The organism is Sinobaca sp. H24, assembly GCF_023845525.1.
In genome coordinates this window covers 15,283-33,598 of sequence record NZ_JALBWT010000030.1, presented here as the reverse complement: position 1 = coordinate 33,598, position 18,316 = coordinate 15,283, and the positions used below count along the sequence as shown (strand labels likewise).

Annotated in this window: 27 protein-coding genes and 3 pseudogenes; 24 read left to right on the top strand and 6 right to left on the bottom strand. The window is 44.8% G+C overall.

Annotation, left to right across the window (positions count from 1 at the left end; translation table 11 throughout):
• Positions 1 to 268: 268 nt before the first annotated feature.
• The 4 genes and pseudogenes from MMY81_RS25385 to MMY81_RS25370 form a co-directional block, all read right to left on the bottom strand.
• Positions 269 to 1,897, bottom strand: coding sequence for an L-lactate permease (locus tag MMY81_RS25385; protein WP_252315013.1), 1,629 nt, complete (start codon positions 1,895 to 1,897; stop codon positions 269 to 271).
• Between the two features lie 35 nt (positions 1,898 to 1,932).
• Positions 1,933 to 2,894: pseudogene (locus MMY81_RS25380) on the bottom strand (L-lactate dehydrogenase).
• A gap of 161 nt (positions 2,895 to 3,055) precedes the next feature.
• Positions 3,056 to 3,901 (bottom strand): TVP38/TMEM64 family protein, encoded by an 846-nt coding sequence (locus tag MMY81_RS25375; RefSeq protein WP_252315012.1) that lies wholly within the window; start codon positions 3,899 to 3,901, stop codon positions 3,056 to 3,058.
• A 120-nt stretch (positions 3,902 to 4,021) separates the two neighbouring features.
• Positions 4,022 to 4,807 carry an SDR family oxidoreductase gene (locus MMY81_RS25370; RefSeq protein WP_252315011.1) on the bottom strand — a complete coding sequence of 262 codons (786 nt, stop codon included), beginning with the start codon at positions 4,805 to 4,807 and terminating at the stop codon, positions 4,022 to 4,024.
• A 173-nt stretch (positions 4,808 to 4,980) separates the two neighbouring features.
• On the opposite strand from MMY81_RS25370, the gene MMY81_RS25365 reads away from it, so the two are divergent.
• The 11 genes from MMY81_RS25365 to MMY81_RS25320 all read left to right on the top strand — a co-directional run bounded on the left by MMY81_RS25365 (position 4,981) and on the right by MMY81_RS25320 (position 10,719).
• The gene (locus MMY81_RS25365) at positions 4,981 to 5,328 is read left to right on the top strand and encodes a lmo0954 family membrane protein (protein WP_252315010.1); all 348 of its coding nucleotides are present in this window, start codon (positions 4,981 to 4,983) and stop codon (positions 5,326 to 5,328) included.
• Positions 5,329 to 5,340: 12 nt separating this feature from the next.
• On the top strand, positions 5,341 to 5,952 hold the full coding sequence (locus MMY81_RS25360) for a PspA/IM30 family protein (protein ID WP_252315009.1): 612 nt from the start codon (positions 5,341 to 5,343) through the stop codon (positions 5,950 to 5,952).
• A 62-nt stretch (positions 5,953 to 6,014) separates the two neighbouring features.
• Positions 6,015 to 6,737: a cell wall-active antibiotics response protein LiaF gene (gene liaF, locus MMY81_RS25355; protein ID WP_252315008.1), complete on the top strand. Its 723-nt coding sequence runs from the start codon at positions 6,015 to 6,017 to the stop codon at positions 6,735 to 6,737.
• Positions 6,734 to 7,780 carry a sensor histidine kinase gene (locus tag MMY81_RS25350; RefSeq protein WP_252315007.1) on the top strand — a complete coding sequence of 349 codons (1,047 nt, stop codon included), beginning with the start codon at positions 6,734 to 6,736 and terminating at the stop codon, positions 7,778 to 7,780. Before liaF ends, MMY81_RS25350 begins: the two co-directional genes overlap by 4 nt.
• Positions 7,773 to 8,411 carry a response regulator gene (locus MMY81_RS25345; RefSeq protein ID WP_252315006.1) on the top strand — a complete coding sequence of 213 codons (639 nt, stop codon included), beginning with the start codon at positions 7,773 to 7,775 and terminating at the stop codon, positions 8,409 to 8,411. The genes MMY81_RS25350 and MMY81_RS25345 overlap by 8 nt, the downstream gene beginning before the upstream one ends.
• A 66-nt stretch (positions 8,412 to 8,477) precedes the next feature.
• Positions 8,478 to 8,945 (top strand): ROK family protein, encoded by a 468-nt coding sequence (locus tag MMY81_RS25340; RefSeq protein WP_252315005.1) that lies wholly within the window; start codon positions 8,478 to 8,480, stop codon positions 8,943 to 8,945.
• A gap of 27 nt (positions 8,946 to 8,972) precedes the next feature.
• Positions 8,973 to 9,179: a hypothetical protein gene (locus MMY81_RS25335; RefSeq protein WP_252315004.1), complete on the top strand. Its 207-nt coding sequence runs from the start codon at positions 8,973 to 8,975 to the stop codon at positions 9,177 to 9,179.
• Positions 9,125 to 9,370, top strand: a complete 246-nt coding sequence (locus MMY81_RS35850; protein WP_374562822.1) for an ROK family protein — start codon at positions 9,125 to 9,127, stop codon at positions 9,368 to 9,370. Before MMY81_RS25335 ends, MMY81_RS35850 begins: the two co-directional genes overlap by 55 nt.
• A 152-nt stretch (positions 9,371 to 9,522) precedes the next feature.
• The gene (locus MMY81_RS25330; protein WP_252315003.1) at positions 9,523 to 9,810 is read left to right on the top strand and encodes a hypothetical protein; all 288 of its coding nucleotides are present in this window, start codon (positions 9,523 to 9,525) and stop codon (positions 9,808 to 9,810) included.
• A gap of 94 nt (positions 9,811 to 9,904) precedes the next feature.
• Positions 9,905 to 10,117, top strand: a complete 213-nt coding sequence (locus MMY81_RS25325; RefSeq protein WP_252315002.1) for a hypothetical protein — start codon at positions 9,905 to 9,907, stop codon at positions 10,115 to 10,117.
• Positions 10,118 to 10,569: 452 nt separating this feature from the next.
• Entirely contained in the window at positions 10,570 to 10,719 is a 150-nt protein-coding gene (locus tag MMY81_RS25320) for a hypothetical protein (protein ID WP_252315001.1), read from the top strand.
• Between the two features lie 41 nt (positions 10,720 to 10,760).
• On the opposite strand, the gene MMY81_RS25315 is transcribed toward MMY81_RS25320, so the two are convergent.
• Positions 10,761 to 11,120 (bottom strand): hypothetical protein, encoded by a 360-nt coding sequence (locus MMY81_RS25315; protein WP_252315000.1) that lies wholly within the window; start codon positions 11,118 to 11,120, stop codon positions 10,761 to 10,763.
• Positions 11,121 to 11,183: 63 nt separating this feature from the next.
• Entirely contained in the window at positions 11,184 to 11,408 is a 225-nt protein-coding gene (locus MMY81_RS25310; protein WP_252314999.1) for a hypothetical protein, read from the bottom strand.
• Positions 11,409 to 11,608: 200 nt separating this feature from the next.
• Here MMY81_RS25310 and MMY81_RS25305 point away from each other — a divergent pair, with 200 nt between their 5' ends.
• The 13 genes and pseudogenes from MMY81_RS25305 to MMY81_RS25260 all read left to right on the top strand — a co-directional run bounded on the left by MMY81_RS25305 (position 11,609) and on the right by MMY81_RS25260 (position 18,312).
• A complete protein-coding gene (locus MMY81_RS25305; protein WP_252314998.1) occupies positions 11,609 to 11,761 on the top strand; it encodes a hypothetical protein in 153 nt (50 codons plus the stop codon).
• A 196-nt stretch (positions 11,762 to 11,957) separates the two neighbouring features.
• On the top strand, positions 11,958 to 12,137 hold the full coding sequence (locus tag MMY81_RS25300; RefSeq protein WP_252314997.1) for a hypothetical protein: 180 nt from the start codon (positions 11,958 to 11,960) through the stop codon (positions 12,135 to 12,137).
• Between the two features lie 10 nt (positions 12,138 to 12,147).
• Positions 12,148 to 12,468, top strand: a complete 321-nt coding sequence (locus tag MMY81_RS25295) for a PAS domain S-box protein (protein WP_252314996.1) — start codon at positions 12,148 to 12,150, stop codon at positions 12,466 to 12,468.
• Positions 12,465 to 12,692, top strand: coding sequence for a hypothetical protein (locus tag MMY81_RS25290; protein WP_252314995.1), 228 nt, complete (start codon positions 12,465 to 12,467; stop codon positions 12,690 to 12,692). Before MMY81_RS25295 ends, MMY81_RS25290 begins: the two co-directional genes overlap by 4 nt.
• A 49-nt stretch (positions 12,693 to 12,741) precedes the next feature.
• Positions 12,742 to 12,846 (top strand): sigma 54-interacting transcriptional regulator, encoded by a 105-nt coding sequence (locus MMY81_RS35845; protein ID WP_374562800.1) that lies wholly within the window; start codon positions 12,742 to 12,744, stop codon positions 12,844 to 12,846.
• 1 nt (position 12,847) lies between these two features.
• A complete protein-coding gene (locus tag MMY81_RS35840; protein ID WP_374562820.1) occupies positions 12,848 to 12,988 on the top strand; it encodes a sigma 54-interacting transcriptional regulator in 141 nt (46 codons plus the stop codon).
• 11 nt (positions 12,989 to 12,999) lie between these two features.
• Positions 13,000 to 13,431, top strand: a complete 432-nt coding sequence (locus MMY81_RS25285) for an AAA-type ATPase lid domain-containing protein (protein ID WP_252314994.1) — start codon at positions 13,000 to 13,002, stop codon at positions 13,429 to 13,431.
• Between the two features lie 442 nt (positions 13,432 to 13,873).
• Positions 13,874 to 15,016 (top strand): annotated as a pseudogene (locus MMY81_RS25280) (acyl-CoA dehydrogenase family protein).
• 11 nt (positions 15,017 to 15,027) lie between these two features.
• Positions 15,028 to 15,555, top strand: a complete 528-nt coding sequence (locus MMY81_RS25275; RefSeq protein WP_252314993.1) for an AMP-binding protein — start codon at positions 15,028 to 15,030, stop codon at positions 15,553 to 15,555.
• Positions 15,503 to 16,654: an AMP-binding protein gene (locus tag MMY81_RS25270; protein WP_252314992.1), complete on the top strand. Its 1,152-nt coding sequence runs from the start codon at positions 15,503 to 15,505 to the stop codon at positions 16,652 to 16,654. The genes MMY81_RS25275 and MMY81_RS25270 overlap by 53 nt, the downstream gene beginning before the upstream one ends.
• Positions 16,655 to 16,682: 28 nt before the next feature.
• Positions 16,683 to 17,149 (top strand): annotated as a pseudogene (locus tag MMY81_RS35835) (3-hydroxyacyl-CoA dehydrogenase family protein); the annotation flags it as partial.
• Positions 17,150 to 17,161: 12 nt separating this feature from the next.
• Positions 17,162 to 17,515: a 3-hydroxyacyl-CoA dehydrogenase family protein gene (locus MMY81_RS35830; RefSeq protein ID WP_374562818.1), complete on the top strand. Its 354-nt coding sequence runs from the start codon at positions 17,162 to 17,164 to the stop codon at positions 17,513 to 17,515.
• 17 nt (positions 17,516 to 17,532) lie between these two features.
• Entirely contained in the window at positions 17,533 to 18,312 is a 780-nt protein-coding gene (locus tag MMY81_RS25260; RefSeq protein ID WP_252314991.1) for an enoyl-CoA hydratase/isomerase family protein, read from the top strand.
• Positions 18,313 to 18,316: the final 4 nt, after the last annotated feature.

Here is an 18,316-nt window from a genome sequence, read left to right as displayed (position 1 = left end):
CGAGGTTTTTTCTGTTACCCTAATAATCTTTTCTGTTAAAAATGAAAGCTGCTGCAAATTCAAGAAAGATCAGGCGGTGACTCGAGCAGAAGAGCCATCGGTGAAGCTAAAGAGGCTGCTTTTCCTCTTTAGCTTAAGGCTAGGCCTGCCGAAAGCTTCCGCCTGATCCTGTATCTATCTTTTTATCAGATCACCATATAAAAGTCTCGTTTTTTAAATGGACTTTTTGGAAAGCATCTTTGTTTCTAAATATTGTGTATCCCATGTCTCATGTGGTAAATATAAATGAAAGTATAAAAGTAAGCAGACAGACGATAAACAGAAGGGCGAGGCTGTAGCGGAGCGTAAATTTAAACAGCTCGGATTCTTTGCCTGTCTGTTGAACAGCGGCAGTAGCAATAGCAATAGACTGCGGGGAAATCAATTTACCCATGACGCCGCCTGCAGTATTTGAAGCAAGCAGAAGAGCCGGGCTCGTCCCGATTTGATTGGCTGTAACAACCTGGAGACTTCCAAACAGGGCATTGTTATTAACGACAGAACCGGTCAGAAACACGCCGATCCAGCCAAGTACTGGGCTTACAAAAGGAAAGAACATCCCTGTCTTCGATAAGGCTAATCCCATAGAGGCACTGAGTCCTGCATAGTTGGAAAGGTTCGCAAAAGCCATAACAAGACAGATGGTCAATACAGGAAGCCACAGCTCTTTAATCGTCTTTCCCAGGACCCGCATGGTCTGAAAGCCATTTAGAGATGGAAAAAATGTGCTCGTCAGCAGAATAGATACGAAAATAGCGGTTCCGGTTGCAGATAAAAGATTCACGCTCCATACTGCATCCATGGCCGTTTCCACGGCGGCAATGGGAGGAAGCTGCATCACCTGCTGATGAAGAGCCGGCATCTGGACGGCTAATGTAGTGGAAGCAAATCGTCCGCCTTCGGCAAACAAGGCCTGAAAAGAAGGCAGGCTCCAAACGGCAATAACCGCCGTTAAAATGTAGAAAGGAGACCAGGAGACGATAATTTGTTTAAAGCTGTAGTGTTCCTTTTCAGGAAGCACTTCTGCACCGGGTTCCCGGTAAATGGTTTTCGGCTGCCACGTACGGAGAAACACAGCAAGTGCAACCATACTGAGCAGAGAGGATAAAATATTGGCAAGCTCCGGCCCCATAAATACAATCGTCACGACCTGGGCAAGAGTATACGTACCGCTCACAACGAAGAGAGCAGGAAGGATTTCCTTTACCCCTTTCCGGCCATCAAGAATGAATATAAGAATAAATGGCACGGCAAAGCTGATGCCGGGAAGGATCCAGGCGAGCATGCGGGAAAGTTCCAGTGTTTCCAGGCCCCCGACCTGAGCGCCGGTAATAACCGGAATACCAATAGCGCCGAATGCGCCTGATGCAGCATTGGCGATCAGGCAGAGTCCGGCCGCTTTTAAAGGCTTAAATCCTAGCGTCACCAGAAGGGCGGCGCTGATAGCGATAGGAACACCAAATCCGGCAGCCCCTTCAAGAAAGGCGTTAAAGCTGAAGCCGATCAGGAGAAGCTGGAGGCGGTGATCCTGGGAAATGTTAGCGATACTGCCGCGGATAATATCGAATTTACCGGTTTCTACGGCTATTTTATAAAGCCAGACGGCCATAATGACGATATAGCCGATCGGCCACAGCGCTCGTCCAAAGCCCAAAATCACAGCTGAAAGAGCGGTAGCCGCCGGCATATCAAAGAAAAGAATGGTAATACCTGTACATGCTGCAAGAGATAAGGCAGCCGCATACACTCCTTTCATTTTGAAGACGGTCATTGCAAGCAGGAAAAGAAGGATAGGAAGAAACGCGATCAGCGCACTGATCCATTCATTGCCAAAAGGGTCATACTGCTGGTACCACATGAAAGGTCATCTCTCTTCTATAATTTGTAGTGTAATTAGTTAGTAAGATTTTTGACAGCTGGTTCCAGCGTATCCTTGAGCGTTTTCATGCTGTGGTCAAACTGCTGCTGTTCTTTTTCGGTAAGCGCCAGCTGTACGACTTCGCGGATGCCCTGACGGTTTACAATCGTCGGCACGCCGGCATATACGTCTTTTGCTCCGTATTCCCCATCCAAATAGGCGCTTACGGTAAGAATGCAGTTTTCGTTCCCCAGAATCGCACGCGTGACGCGGGCCAGACTCATTGCAATACCGTAGTAGGTAGCCCCTTTTTTCTGGATGATATGGTAGGCGGCATCGCGGACGTTTTCGAAAATTTTGTCCAGGTCCTCTGCCTTGTAGGCTGGATTGGTTTTTATATACTCAGTGATGGGCACACTGCCGATTGTCGCACTGCTCCAGACGGGAAGTTCGGTATCGCCGTGCTCGCCGATTACGTCGGCATGGACGTTGCTTGCAGATACGTTAAAATAATCGCTCAATAGAAATCTAAAGCGCGCCGTATCAAGCGTCGTACCACTGCCAATTACACGGGAGGCCGGGAAACCGCTGAACATTTTAACAGCCTGGGTAAGAATATCAACCGGGTTGGTGGCGACAAGGAAAATACCGTCGAAATGATTTTCCATTACCTGGTCGACCAGTGTTTTAAAAATTTTCATTTTTTTTCCACCAGATCAAGGCGGGTTTCGCCGGGCTTCTGGTTGGCGCCTGCGCAGATGCAGACAATATCTGCTTCCTTGCAGTCGCTGAAATCGCCGTACCATGTATTTGTAGGAGATGGAGCAAATGCTTTTCCGTGATTTAAATCCATTACGTCTCCGATTGCTTTTTCTTTGTTTACATCAATAATAACCAATTCCTCGGTAATTGCCTGATTAATTAAGGCAAAAGCATAGCTGCTTCCAACAAGACCTGCACCAATCAGTACTACGCGGTTTACTTTTTCTTTTTTCATCGTATCCATATGAATCACTCCTTTTTAGTAATCATGTGAATTACTTCACAAGTTAATTGTGCAACATTTCACAAACTTTAGCAAGAGGTATTTTTGCTTTTTTTCTGTTTTTGAAAATGGCAGAATACGAGGGGTGGATGGATAAAAAACACGCGGGTCCATTAAGGGCTGCCTCCTTTTCTATGAATAAAGGACGCTGTAACGGAAGAGGAAGAAGAAAGAATCGTGCTGTTACGTTTAAAAATATCACAATTTTTAGAAAATAGATATCCAATAATAGGAAACTTCTGTATGACCGTGTAAAAAAAGCCGTCCGGCACACCCGGGCGGCTTTCGTTATGAGGCAGGAGGATTCTGTTTAGGGTTTTATTAAGTACGGCTTCCGCCGCTGCCCGCTTCTTAAACCAGCGGTAAACAAAATAAAAAATCAGGAGAAACACGCCGTACACCATCGCTGCATAAAGAAGCTGTGACGGGTTGGTCGTAACGAGTGTTCCAATCGTTGCAAATAAAATCATCGAGGGGATTTTGCCGAGCGATGAAGCAACGGCGTAAGGAAGAAGCCGGATGCTGCTTAAGGCGGCATAGCAGTTAACGATGATGCTTGGAATAACCGGAATCAGCCGGGTAACAAACAGAGTAAAGAACGCATTTTTTTCAAAAAGCACTGTGATCCGCTCCAGAGCAGCATATTTATTAATGATGCGGCGGCCAACGTCCTGAAATCCATAACGAACGAGTAAAAACATTAAAATGGAAGCCATCGCAGACCCAAACCAGACAAGAAGCGAACCGAGAACCGCTCCGTAAGCGGCGCCGATAACCCCGCCGATAATAGGGTAGGGAATAATCGGAAACAGGGAAAACAGGACGGCGGCCCCCGCTGTTAAAAAGAAATAGTCCCGGCTGTTTACCTGCAGCCAGTTGTATAAAGATCCTCCATATTGATATATGAGCCAGAACACCCCAACATAAAAAAGCAGTACCACTATCCGTCTCAGCGCCATAACCAAACCCCCGAATAACCATTTGTCTCTACTGTACTCAATAAAAAGAAGGCTGGCAAAAAGAAAGTCCTGCCAAAAAAAAGTACCGGCTGCAGGCCGGCACTTTTTCATTCTATAGGGTTATACGCGTTCTTCCCACTTGTCTTTTTCAGTCTGTTTCATCGTGTCTTCTGTTTCCTGTGGATGCGCGGTACGGAAGGCATGGTGATCGGATTCAATCACTTCCACCATTTTATTGATCATGTCTTCCGGATCATACTGCTGATCAAGAATAGTTTCTGTTTCTTCAATCGAAGAGCGTTTGGTGAAGTTTTCTTTTTCATCATACCATTTCCATTTTTCTTCAAACATACGGTCGTTAAATCCTGTTTCAAACGGGCCGGGATTAATGGTGGCAACCTGCACGCCGAATTCTTCAAGCTCTGCTTTCATCGTCTTCGCAATTGCTTCGATAGCGTGCTTGGAGGAGCTGTATGCGCCGAGGTAAGGCATCGCTACAATACCAACGATAGAACTAAGGAAAATGATCTTGCCCTGCTTTTTGTTCACGAATTTTTTTGCCGCAATCTGGGCGTTTTCCAGCGTGCTGAAGACGTTTGTTTCGTATACTTCACGCACCCGGTCCACTGGAATTTCCGAAATCGGGCCGCCTTCACCGATCGCTGCATTGGCGACAAATACGTCATAATCGTATTCTTCGATCAGCTGCTGATCGCGTCTGCTCGTCACATCAAGCTTAATCACTTCCAGTTTGACGCCTGCCGCATCGGCTGCTTCGCGAAGGCTCGTTACCTGGGAAATAATTTCAACCGCCGCAATCACATGATGGCCTTTTTTTGCCAGACCAATTGCTGTGCCTTTTCCAAGACCGGTTCCTGCTCCTGTAATAAATATGGTTTTACTCATTTGAATATCCTCCTTCATAGTCAAGCTCATCTAAACAGAGTACCCGTCCAGGCACATTCCGAAACTATGTAGAAATACGCCTGCAGGCTTAGACATAAATATGCCGGAGGCTGCTGATGCAGACCGAAAATGAATCGTAAAATAAAGCTAACGAAAGGAAAGGAGGAAAGAAAATGAAAAAATTTGGATTGATTGTTCTTGCCCTGTTCGCGGTGATTGTTCTGCTTGCCAACCTCGGTCCGCTCCTGCTGCTGGCACTTGGTGTGTTCGCGGCTTATGCCGCCTACGTACAGTATCAGAAAAGCTTCAGCACAGGAGGCAGGATACTCTGGGTTCTCCTGGGGATTACCGGTATTGTACTCGCAGTATCCAATATTTATGCCATTCTGGGCGCGTTGGCCGCTTGGCTTTTATACTGGTGCTGGGAAAAGTACAAAGGGCTGAACGAAGCCCGCAGCTTTAAAGACCACGATGATCCATTTTCAAGCTTTGACCGGGAATGGTCCAGACTTCAAAAATAAAGGAGGATAAACATGAGCACTCTATGGATGAAAATGAAAGAAACGATGGATACGGAAATGCAGCACTGGCAGGAGAAAAAGGAGAGACATAATCCGGCCGAGTCGCTGCAGCATTACATTAAGCAGGCCGAACGGGAAACCGAAAAGACGGCAGTCCTTGTAGCGAGACAGCGACAGCTTGTCGACACGTTTACGAAAGAACATGAGGAAGCCTCTGCTATGCTGGAAAAACGCACCTATCAGGCCGAGGTAGTAAAAGAAAAGGGCAATGACGAATTCTATGCGTTTGCGCTCCAAGAAAAAGAAGAATATGAAACCCGCACCGAAAAGCTGGCAGCCATGAAAAAAGAAACAGAAAAACAGCTTGAAGAGATCGAATCCAAATATGAAAGCATGAAGCATAAAGTCAAAGATATGCACATCAAGCGGCTGGAATTAATGGGTAAAGAAAATGTGTTCCGGGTCAATTACAATAGCCGGAAAGTGTATAATGAAGAAGAAAATGCAGCGGCCGATCACTTCTCCGACATGGAGCGGTATTTGGACGGGCTGGCCCACTGGGAAAAGGATGACGAGGAAAAACAGTCATTTGACGAGCGGGTGGCAAGGCTTGAAGAGAAATAATCAAAGGGGGGCAGCGGGTCCCCTTTTTTTCTACATAACAGCGTGAAGAAAGGAGAACGGCGATGCTTTCCAGAATTTCAACAACAACGATAAACACAGTCGGCCTGATTGCTGTCATTCTTTTAGCCATAGAGCTGTTATTTACAGACGGCGGTATTATTTTTTCCCTGTTATTTTTTGCCGTTCTTCTTTTTTTAGGTAAAAAATTTATGAAACGAACGCTTGGAAAGGTGGTCTTCTGGATAGGCGCTGTCGGTTTGGGACTGTCGGCTCTCAGCACGATTTCGGTACGGTTTGCCATTGTGGCATTCTTAGTGCTTCTGCTTATCCAGAACCATAAAAAACGGGAACAGCCGGATGAACTGGTTCCTTCATTTTTAACAGAAAAACCGGACAGGCAGAGGGAAGCCGAGCGTCCACTGCTGAAAAATAGATTTCTGGGCAAGGAAAAGACGCTGGAGCAGCCCTACGGCTGGAAACACATTAATATAACCGGAGGCGTCGGAGACCGTATTATTGATACAACGAACACCGTTCTCCCGGAGGAAGCCGTTATTGTCATAAGGCACGGCATGGGCAAGGTAACGATCTATGTGCCGTACGAAGTGAAGTTCAGCCTGTATCATAGTACGGTATTCGGCCATGTATTTTTGCCCGGTATGGAAAAAGAGCGCTTGTTTAATAAATCGATGATTTATCATTCTGAGGAAGAGGAACCGGAAGCGGTACATCTGCAGATTTTTACTTCCATTTTGTCCGGAGATCTGGAGGTGAAACGCAGATGACCCTGCTGATGAAACAGATAGTTATAGGTATTGCGGCATCGCTGCTTATTGGGCTGCTGATTTTGATTATGACCTTCCGGGTATTTGAGCCGGTATCGCTGCGCATACTATGGGAGGCAAGGATAGGGGATCTCCCCTATGCATTTATGGTGCCTGCTGTGCTCGTTACAGCGGGGGCGGTACTGGGCCTGATTTCTGGATTATACTGGCAGCATAAGTGGCAGAAAGCAATTATAGAAGCTTCTTCGTTAGTCAGAGGGGAAAGACTTCCAAGACAGGATCAGGAGGCACTGCCCGAGCTCAGACAGCTTCAGAAGGCGTTCAGGGAGCTGGAGACGCAGGCGGAGCTTCAGGCAGAGCGAAGCCAAAAGCTCGCAACCGAACGGGCGGAGGAAAGGCAGCAGAGTCTGCAGGAAGTTATTGAACAGGAACGCACCCGGATTGCCAGGGAGCTTCATGATTCCGTCAGCCAGCAGCTTTTTGCGGCATCTATGATGGTTTCTGCTATTACTGATGAGGAAAAGGAGATAGCGGATACTTCCAAAAAACGCTGGAGGCTCGTAGAAGATATGATTATTCAGTCCCAGGTGGAAATGAGAGCGCTGCTGCTGCATTTAAGGCCGGCCGCCCTCCAGGAACAGTCGCTTCAGGCGGGGGTCATTAAACTGGTGGAAGAGCTGAGGGAAAAAGTGCCGCTTGATATTCATATTAAGACAGAAGAATTTCCGATTGAAAAAGGAGTTGAAGATCAGCTGTTCCGTGTCGTGCAGGAAGCGGTATCCAATACGCTTCGCCATGCCAGAGCGCATACCCTGCACGTGCTGCTGATTGAACGAGATCAAACGATTATTCTTCGTATCAGCGATGATGGGATTGGATTTGAAGCGGCAGAAGCACGCACAGACAGCTACGGGCTGACCAACATGAAAGAGCGTGCAGAAGAAGTCGGCGGGCGCTGTAAAATTGTGAGCGTTCCCGGTGAAGGAAGCCGGGTGGAAGTAAAAGTACCGCAGCTGCGGAGGGAGGATCAAAGCGTTGATTAGAATACTGTTTGCAGATGATCATGAAATGGTACGGATCGGCGTCACTGCCTATTTATCATCCCAGCCCGACATGGAAGTAGTAGCAGAGGCGTCCAGCGGAAGAGAGGCAGTGGCAGAGGCATTCAAGCACCGCCCGGACGTCATTCTAATGGACCTTGTCATGAAAGATATGGACGGCATTGAAGCAACAAAAGCCATTATGGATAAATGGCCGTCTGCCAGAATTATTATTGTTACAAGCTTTCTGGACGATGAAAAAGTGTACCCGGCTCTCGAGGCGGGAGCTATGAGCTATATACTTAAAACCTCCAAAGCCGGCAGAATCGCCGATGCGGTCCGGGCGGCATGCAGCGGAGAGTCAATTCTCGAACCGGAAGTGACCGAGAAAATGCTGCATAAGATGAGAAAACCCGTACAGGCTGATCTTTATGAACAGCTCACTGCGAGAGAACAGGAGGTACTTCAGCTGATGGCGGAAGGAAAAAGCAACCAGGAAATTGCCGACCAGCTGTTTATTGCGCTGAAAACCACCAAGGTTCATGTAAGCAATATTCTTGGCAAGCTTAGCGTCCATGACCGCACGCAGGCGGTTGTTTACGCATTCAAGCATGGGCTGGTAAAAGAAGAATGATTGGCTGTTGATAAAACAGAATATATGCAGCAGGGCATTCTTACAACATAGAAGGGAGGGATCATAGTGCCGGACATTCTAGTATTTGATATAGGCGGAACCTACGTTAAGCACGGGATTGTAAATGAAGAAGCAAAGATGAAAAAGAGTGATAAATACCGGACGCCTGAAACATTGGAAGAGCTGATCCACTCGATCAGGCAAATATGGGATAAATCCGGAGCAGTCCAGGGAGCCGCCGTGAGTGCGCCGGGCGCAGTTGGGGAGGATGGAGTAATTTATGGGACCAGTGCGCTTCCTTATCTTCATGGACCAAACATTAAAGCCGCTGTGCAGACGTCCCTTGGATGCCCGGTATACTTAGAAAACGATGCAAATTGTGCAGCCTATGCGGAAGTCTGGAACGGGGCAGGCGCCGATAGGGAAAATATTATTGTCATGACAATAGGAACAGGAATAGGCGGCGCGGTTATAAAAAACCGCGAACTGCATAAAGGGGCTCATCTGCCGGCGGGGAGTTTGGATATATGCTGACCAACTGGAGCAGCCCGACTCAAAAACATGGAGCGAAACAGCATCCATGGAGCGCTTGTGGATAAAGTAAATCAAAAAAAATCACCGGCCGGCGATGCCCTGACGGGGCAGGATGTATACCGGCTTGCAGAGGAGGGGGACGCGGTCTGTAAGGAGGCAATAGCCGATTTTACCGCGATCTGGCAGCAGGCATTTATAATATCCAATACGTCTATGACCCTGAAGTTATATTAATTGGAGGGGGCATCAGTGAAAGAAAGAGTGCAGTAGAGGAAATACAGCACGCAGTAGACAAGCTGGTACACTCGATACCTGATGCCACAATAACGCCTAAAGTACTTCCGTGCAGCTACCGTCAGCATGCGAATATCATAGGAGCGCCTACGGCTTTTTTAATCATCGGTAAAGGGAGAGGCTGTAGATGAAACAAGACGGCTTAAACATCGGTTTTTCCGGCGGGGTTTACGGCCTCCTACTACTGCCTGGGAGGCTACCGAAGGCTGGTGGAGCTCGGACTTGACCACAAGGTACAGGGCATTACATCGGTTTCGGCGGCAGCATTACGGCAGGGGCTGTTATGAAAGCTCTTGCAGACGGTCCTTTTAAAGATGTAAAAGACTTTGATAATAGAGTAACCAAACCTATGACAGACGTGGGTTTGGTTAATATAAGGCGGAAGCTTTTCTGGAAGCTGCTGCGCCGGCCGCATAAGCTGTGGGCTCCCCGTCTGAACTTAAGCATGATGTTTCCGGACATGCTGGAAAAAGAGCTGTATGGAAATATAAAGATGAATGAACTTCCCCATGCTCCGCTCTGGAACTGTAACGCCGCCCTGCCTCAATACAATGAAGGGCTTTTATTTTAATGCTTTTTCAATGGAGGGAGAGAAGATAGGACGGAGTAAAAATATAGATAACATTTCCGTGGCCTTTGCCGTAGCGGTGTCCGCAGCGTACCCAATGATTTTTGCACCTGTTCGTCTTTCCACAAAAGGACTTGCTTTTATAGATACAGATGGAACATCCAGCTATCCGTATGTACTTCCTGAATACCTCTATCTCACGGATGGCGGGGTATTTGATAACTTAGGAAAAATAGTATTCTCCAGGAAGAGGGCGATTTTATTACGATGGACGCCAGCGACAGAAACCGTATTTGGCCGCGGGGTATAAATCGACCTTTCCCACGCGTACCCTGAGGATACTCAATATAAGTATGAGTGAAATGATCTATTTAAGAAGAGAAATATTAAGTAAAGAACACGGAGACGTGGGATTCAGCTTATATTAGAGGAAAGTACAGAAGAGTTCATTCAAAAACAGAAAAGTTTCCCGCCGATCCAACGACTGACATGGGATTATAAGAAATACGAACGGGTGGAAGAGCTTGCGGGTTACCTGCGGACAGATCTGGATGCATTTAATGAAGTGGAAATGAGTGTGCTGCAGTGGATCGGTGCTGTCAGAAGGATGCGGCCTTGAAGTCGCTTTATCCAGAGAGATCCCAGCCGGAAAATGGAAAGAAACTCCTGTATTTCCTTTTGAGGATATTCGTTATGTAGAAAATGTTAAAGGAAGGAGAAAAGCGGGTACTTTGGTAATAATGATACAAAGGGGAAGGAATAATGAAAAAACCTATAGTAATGGCAGCGGGTGCTGTCATGGCCGGTATGGCCTCTGTTTACCTATCCTGGAATGAAAAGCGGAAATTTGAGCGGGATCTACAGCATGCTCATCACGATTACCAAAAGCAGCAGAAGAGGATCTGCAGGTAATACAGAAAGAGTTGAAAAAAGAAGAAAAATAAAGCGCCCTTTTATTTACGTGTAAACGTAATAACCGGGGCGCTTTCCTGTTCTGAAATATCCACCTGATAGGCTGTAAAAAGCTTATGCAGGCCGGTGAATCCTTTCAGCTTTATTACAAATACAATGTCCTGGACAGATACAGTTATTCCGGTCACCTTTTTCACCGTATGGCGCGGCGTCCAGCTCGTATCCAGCGTATCAGCTTCTTCTTTGCTTATATTCTGAAAAGGCAGCACCTTTTTAAATTCCTCGGCCAGCTCGCCTTCTATTGTAAAATAGGGAGACTTCTTTCGGCGGGCTTTGTTTAATTTGACGGCCGTTTCAGGATGGGTAATGGGTGCTTCTTTCGTCCGGCTGCGCAGTATCATCGTCGAGATATGTGTAAAGGCCGGTCACTACATATTTGAACCCTGTTCACGCATTTTTCCGGTTCAAACCCATACACCTTTTTGTTCATTTGAATAATAGGTGGAGCCGTAGCGAAGCTTCTCTGACGTAAGAAAAGAAATCCGTCCGGGAAGCATAGGACCGTCTTCAAATGAAAAGACCCCTTCTTCATCAAAGGATCCTTTTTTCTGCGTCTGGGGCCTGAACAGTCTTGCCACCACCTGGATAGAATATGTTTTTTCAGGAACTTTAAAAAGCAGTGCCTTCATGGTGAGCCATCTCCTTTGTTTCTATACTATATATCTGCTTCCCTTTCTCTTCGTGTTTGTAACCCGCTTCCGTTGAATCCTCTCATGTGAATGTTCAGAATATTTTGTTTGTAAATAACACAAAGCTTCGGTAAATAAAGCTAAGAAGCCACTATGAACGTGAATGAATAAAGCTGTTCTTATAAAAGGAGGAATAATAAATGGTGAGCACGGAAAAGCAGAAGCCAACTCATCCGGACCGCCTGAAAAAGACAAACAAAGTCCTCTATATGGGAGGATACACCGAAGAGCGCAAGGAAACGACCCGCGAGTTGATGGAAAAGTATTTTTTCAAAAAAGGGAAACGAATGTAGAAGAAACACTCCATAAAGAGGAGTGTTTTTATTTGTCTCTAATCAATCTACCAGAATATTTGAAAGCGGATTCATTTATAAGGCAGTATTACGTTATACTATAAAGAAGTTTTCCGCATAAAAGGTGAGGCTGAAAATTATCCAGCAGGTTTCGAACTATTTTAATAAAGACTACATGTTAGAAGGGAGTCTCTATATGACAAACTTAAATAGTATACCTCTTCCCTGCCTATTGGTATCTAAAGATGGAATAGTGATGCAGGCAAATGATGAAGCATCCGGCTGGTTTGATGAGACATCCTTGGAAAATAAATGTTGGAATGACTTAATAGTATATGAAAAACAGCTGACAGTAAATGGTCTTTCGGAAAAATAAGAGCAATAAAGTGCTTTTGCATAAAGTAATAAATTCCGAAGAATCTGCGTATATTTTGTTTTTTCTGCGGAAAAGACTATACGGCACTGCTGAAGAAACGGAGCAGTTACGGCAATCAAACAGGGCACTGGATGCTATTATAGAAAGTTCATATGATGGCATATATATTACGGACAATAAAGGCAACACGTTAAAAACCAATTCGGCAATTGAGCGGATCACTGGTATCCCAAAAGAATACTACATAGGAAAAAACATTCATGATTTAATCAATAGAGGAATATTAAAAGAGTCTATAAGCGATAAAGTGATCAAACAAAAGGCACAGTGAACATAGTCCAGGAGAATTTTAATAAAAAAGAAACAATGCTGACGGGAAACCCTATTTTTGACGAACACGGGGAAGTAGAAAGAATTGTGACTAATATCCGCGATCTTTCCGAATTAAATGAACTGCATAATGAGTTAAACAAAGCGAAAAAACTGAATCAAAAATATGAAAAAGAAATTCAAAAGCTTATACAGGTATCGAATCGTGATCCTAGTATTATTTAAAAAGCAATAAATATTAGAACTTTTTGAAGCGGCGGACAGGCTTGCGGACGTGGACGCCACTATTTTCATAAGCGGAGAAACAGGTGTTGGTAAGGAAATAGTAGCAAAACACCTTTATAAAAAAGCGACAGAGCAGAGACAGGTAAGTTTATAAAATAAACTGCGGCGCGCTTCCGAAAGATTTACTGGAGGCAGAATTATTTGGATACGAGCAGGGGGCCTTTACGGGAGCCGGAAAAAAAAGGAAAGCCGGCGTATTTGAGCAGCAGGGACCAGGGCGTACTTTTTTTGGATGAAGTGGGGGGAGATGCCTGAAAATCTGCAGGTGAAAAATGCTGAGAGTTCTTCAGGAAAAAGAAAATACAGCGAATTGGAGGCCACTAAAACACTTCAGGTGGATACGAGAATTATTACAGCTACGAATAAAGATTTAAACAAATGGTGGAAAAAAGGAGAGTTTCGGGAGGATTTATATTACAGACTGCATGTGATTCCACTAAATGTACCACCATTAAGAGAAAGGAAAGATGATATTCTCCCTCTTGTTCATTATTTTCTGCATGAATATAACCAAAAGTATAGTATGTCAAAAGTGATTTCAAAAGATTTAAAAAATTATTTTTATAATTATTATTGGCCGGGAAACGTAAGAGAGTTATCAAATATGATCGAACGACTTGTGTTGACCGTACCTTTAAAAGAATTAAGCATTAATGATCTGGCCGGAAGAATATCATAGAGAGTCAACTTCCATGCAGTCATCAGAAGGAATGTCATTAAAAGAAGCAGTCGAGCAGGCTGAAATACAGCATATTAAAAAGAAGCACTGAATAAGTGTAAAACGACATACGATGCCGCGGTTTATTTACAACTAGTCAGGCAACGATCGTAAGAAACTTCAAAATATAATTTATCCACTTAAATAATAGATTAATTCATATTTGGATCATCATTCATTTTTGAATTTTATGTATTGTAAGCACTTACATTGGAAATTAATTCATTTTTGAATGATCTGCATTATAAAAAGAGGAAGCTGGAGAGTCCAGCTTCCTCTTTTGGCGTTAAACAAAAAAAGACAAGGCGTCAGAAGAGGGTTTTTCATCATTGTTCTTCTTATTGTGCAAAGTTGGCATAATAATTGCTTTAATAAGACATAGATAGAAAAAGGAGGGCTTATTTTGACAGTAATTGCTGAAGAGGTAGCGCAGATGAAAGTAATGATTCGTAATTTTGTGGAAAACGAAGTGGAGCCACTTGCCCAGCAGATAGAAGATGAAGATCGGATTCCGGAACATCTAGTAGAAAAAGCAAAAGAGCTCGGGGTATTTGGTATTAGCATTCCGGAAGAATACGGCGGCATTGGTCTTGATGCAACAGGCAAAGCGATTATATTAGAACAGCTTGGGCGGACACATAATGGATTTGTTTCTTTAATCAGTGCTCATACAGGGATAGGAAGTACCGGGCTCGTGAAAATGGCAGGAGAAGAATTAAAGCAGAAATACTTACCGCGTATGGCAACAGGAGAGTTGTTAGGGGCATTTGCTTTATCGGAGCCGGGTGCCGGATCTGATGCTACCAATTTATCCACCCAGGCTGAAAAAAAGGGAGATAAATGGATCTTAAATGGGATGAAGCATTACATTACCAATGGTCCTATTGCCGATGTAGTAACGGTATTTGCTCTGACAGACCGTGAAAAAGGAGCTAAAGGCGGAATTACGGCATTTCTAGTGGAAAAGATTTTCCCGGTTACATTGTAGGAAAACAGGAAAAAAAATGGGCTCCGCGGCTCTTATACGTGCCAGCTTATTTTTGAAGATTGTGAAATTCCGGAAGAAAATGTGATCGGCGAGGTTGGGATGGGTTATGTGAATGCTCTTCGTATTCTTGCAGAAGGACGCATTGGACTTGCAGCCAGAGCGGTCGGCTCTTGTGATAAGTTAATCGAAATGTCCGCCACTTATGCGAAAGAAAGAATTCAATTTAAAAAGCCTATAGCTGAAAATCAAGGCATTCAATGGATGCTTGCTGATATGGCAACAGAAACGGAAGCCGCCCGTCAGCTTACATTAAAAGCCGCTTCTTTAATTGATGAAGGCAAAAAAGCGATCAAAGAAGCTTCGATGGCTAAAATGTTCGGTTCCGAAGTATTTAACCGCGTAGCGGATAAAGCGGTCCAAATCCATGGAGGCATGGGATACATTGCGGAGTATCCAATTGAAAGATTTTACCGGGATGCAAGAATAACAATGATCTATGAGGGGACAAACGAAATACAACGAATTATCGTAGCGAAGCAGGTATTAAACGAAGTGTAAGGAGGGGAAGCATGGAAGTTCAGCCGTGGCACCGCTTTTATGGAGAAGGGGTACCGGCAGAAGTAGAAATTCCAACGATGGAAGTTTTTAAACTGCTGGAACGCTCTTATAAAGATTATCCAGAATATACAGCTATTATAGATGGCGAACGAATATGGTCCTATAAAGAGCTTTACGAAGATGCCGTCTGCCTTGCGGCTTCTATGAGAGAAGAAGGCTTTAAAAAAGGCGAACGGACAGCACTGATGCTCTCGAATTCGGCTGAATATATTATTTCATACTTTGCCATCCAGAAACTCGGCGGCATTGTTGTGCAGGTTAACCCTATGTATCAATCGTCGGAAATTCAGTATCTAATAGAAGATTCCCAGCTGTCCTGGTTCATTTTACATGAGCAGCAAAGTCCGAAGTTTTCTTCTCTGGACGTGTCGGATATTCACTTTGTGTATGTCCGTCCATCTGGAAGGGAAGCTGCAGAATCCGGGCATGATTTTTTGGTCGATGATCAACAGACCTTTCCTGCCGGAAGAAGTGCCTGAAGTGGAGATTGAGCCACGGGAAGATGTCTGCATTTTACAGTATACAGGCGGCACGACAGGTCGCAGCAAAGGCGTGATGCTTACTCATTACAATATTATAGCTAACGTGTATCAGACGTTTACCTTTACAGTAAGAGATTTAAAAATACCGGGAGAAAAAGTACTGGCGGTAGCTCCTTTTTATCACGTATATGGATTAACTACGGTCTTAAATGTAAGCGTATTCAGAGCGGCAGCTATTATATGTGTGGAACGTTTTGAAGCAAAGAAATTAATTGAAATTATTAAGCGGGAGCGCCCGACGATGTTTTCGGGAGTTCCTACAATGTATATCGGCTTATTAAATGAGCCCGAAGCTACCCCGGAAGTGATGGGCAGCTTGAAAATATGTATCAGCGGATCGGCGCCAATGCCGCTCGAACGAATGAATGAATTTGAACAAAAAACTAAAGCCCCCATAGTTGAAGGGTACGGACTGTCCGAGTGTTCCCCGGTGTCTCATCGAAATCCGATGGGAGAAAAAAGAAAGCCCGGCAGCATCGGACTGCCTATTCCGAATACTGAGGCTAAAATAGTAGACCAGGAAAACCTCCATCGGACACTAAAGACCGGTGAAGTCGGTGAACTTCTCGTTCGGGGGCCTCAAGTGATGAAAGGCTATTGGAGAAATAAAGAAGAAACGGCCAAAACGTTATATGACGGATGGCTGCTTACGGGAGATCTCGCAACAATGGACGAAGATGGCTATTTCTACATTGTTGGCAGAAAAAAAGATTTAATTATTGCCAGCGGGTTTAATATTTACCCCGCTGATATTGAGGCGGTATTGTATGAGCACCCGGCAGTATTGGAAGTCTGCGTGTTCGGCATCCCCAACTCTTATCGGGGGGAAACGGTGCATGCAGCCGTCATTCCAAGAAAAGACATGGTGTTTAACAAAGAAGAGCTGATTGCTTTTTGTAAAGAACGAATGGCTGCTTATAAAGTGCCAAAACAAATCAGTATCCGGAAGGAACTTCCTAAAACGACAGTAGGAAAGATTTTGAGAAGAAAGTTGATAGAAGAAGAAGTTAAAAAAGAGGTTCAAACGAAGGGGTGATGTAGTGACTATCCAACATGTCAGTGTAATGGGTTCGGGAGTAATGGGTTCGCAGATAGGTCTGGTTGCTGCTTTAGCAGGGTTTAACGTTCATATTTATGATGTGAAACAAGAACCCTTTGAGAAAGCTCAGCAGGAACTGCTCAAACGGCTGGATCGACAAGTAGAAAAAGGAAAGCTTGCTCTGGAAGACAAGGAGGCTGCCTGGGACGGATAACGTGGACAACCGCTTTGGACGAAGCGGTGGAACAGACCGATTACGTTATTGAGGCAGTGGTGGAAAATGTAGAAATCAAACGTTCGTTGTTTGAACAAATCGACAAGCTGGCGCCGGGTCACACTATTTTAGCAACGAACAGTTCTACTATTGTCAGCTCTAAAATAGCGGACGCGACAAACAGAGCCGACAAAGTGTGCAACTTTCATTTTTTTAACCCCGCGTTAGTGATGGAAATGATAGAAGTCGTAAAAGGACCGCATACTTCCCAGGAGACGGCAGATCTTTCGATGGAGCTTGCCCGTGCTTTTGGGAAAACACCTATTCTGCTCAAAAAAGAAATATCAGGGTTTATAGCTAACAGAATACTCGGAAAATTGATGAATGAGGCACTGTATTTGTACGAAAATGAATATGCTACCGCCGAAGAAATTGATTTAGCCTGCACTAAAGCGTTAAATCATCCAATCGGTCCTTTTGCGCTTATTGATCTGACCGGCCTGGATGTTCACTATCATGTGCGCAAGCAGCGTTATGAAGAGTCGGGTGATGAAAGTGACAAACCGGCTGGAATAATAGAAGAGAAAGTGAATAAAGGAGAGCTGGGGCGCAAGACCGGAAAAGGTTTTTACAGCTATACGTAAAGGGGGAGTGGGATACATTGGAACATTCTAATATGATTCTTTCACAGGAAGGGCAGCTGGCTTATCTTACGATAAACCGCGAATCGGTACGGAATGCACTGGACCAGCCTACATTGGAAGAAATGGTGGAGAAGCTGGAAGACATAAAGAAGAACGATTCCGTAAAATGTGTCATTTTTACAGGAGCTGGTGAGAAATCATTTGCTGCCGGAGCGGATATAGGGAAACTGGCTGAAAAAAATGCACTGGATGCGCTGAATCCGGAAAATATGCAGAAAGTATACGATTATATTGAAGCCTTTCCGAAGCCGACCATCGCTATGATTAATGGATACGCGCTGGGAGGCGGCTGTGAACTGGCTATGAGTTGTGATATTCGAATAGCTGCGGAACACGCAAAGCTGGGACTGCCGGAATTGAATCTTTCCATCATACCTGGTGCCGGGGGCACGCAGAGGCTGTCGCGGCTCGTTGGAAAAGGAAAAGCGATGGAATGGATTATGACAGGAAAAATGATTAAAGCAGAAGAAGCCGAACGTTTCGGACTCGTCAGCCAGGTAGTCCCTGCCGAAGTTCTGAAACAGACGGTCGAAGAACTTGCTGAAACCATTTTATCCAAAGGGCCTCTTGCTTTGAAAATGGCAAAGCTTTCGATTCATGCAGGGTATGAAACAGACCAGAAAACAGGCTTGTTAATTGAACAGCTTGCGCAGGCGGTTCTATTTGGGTCCGAAGATAAAAATGAAGGAACGAACGCCTTTTTGGAAAAAAGGAAACCTGATTTTGCAGGAAAGTAGGAGG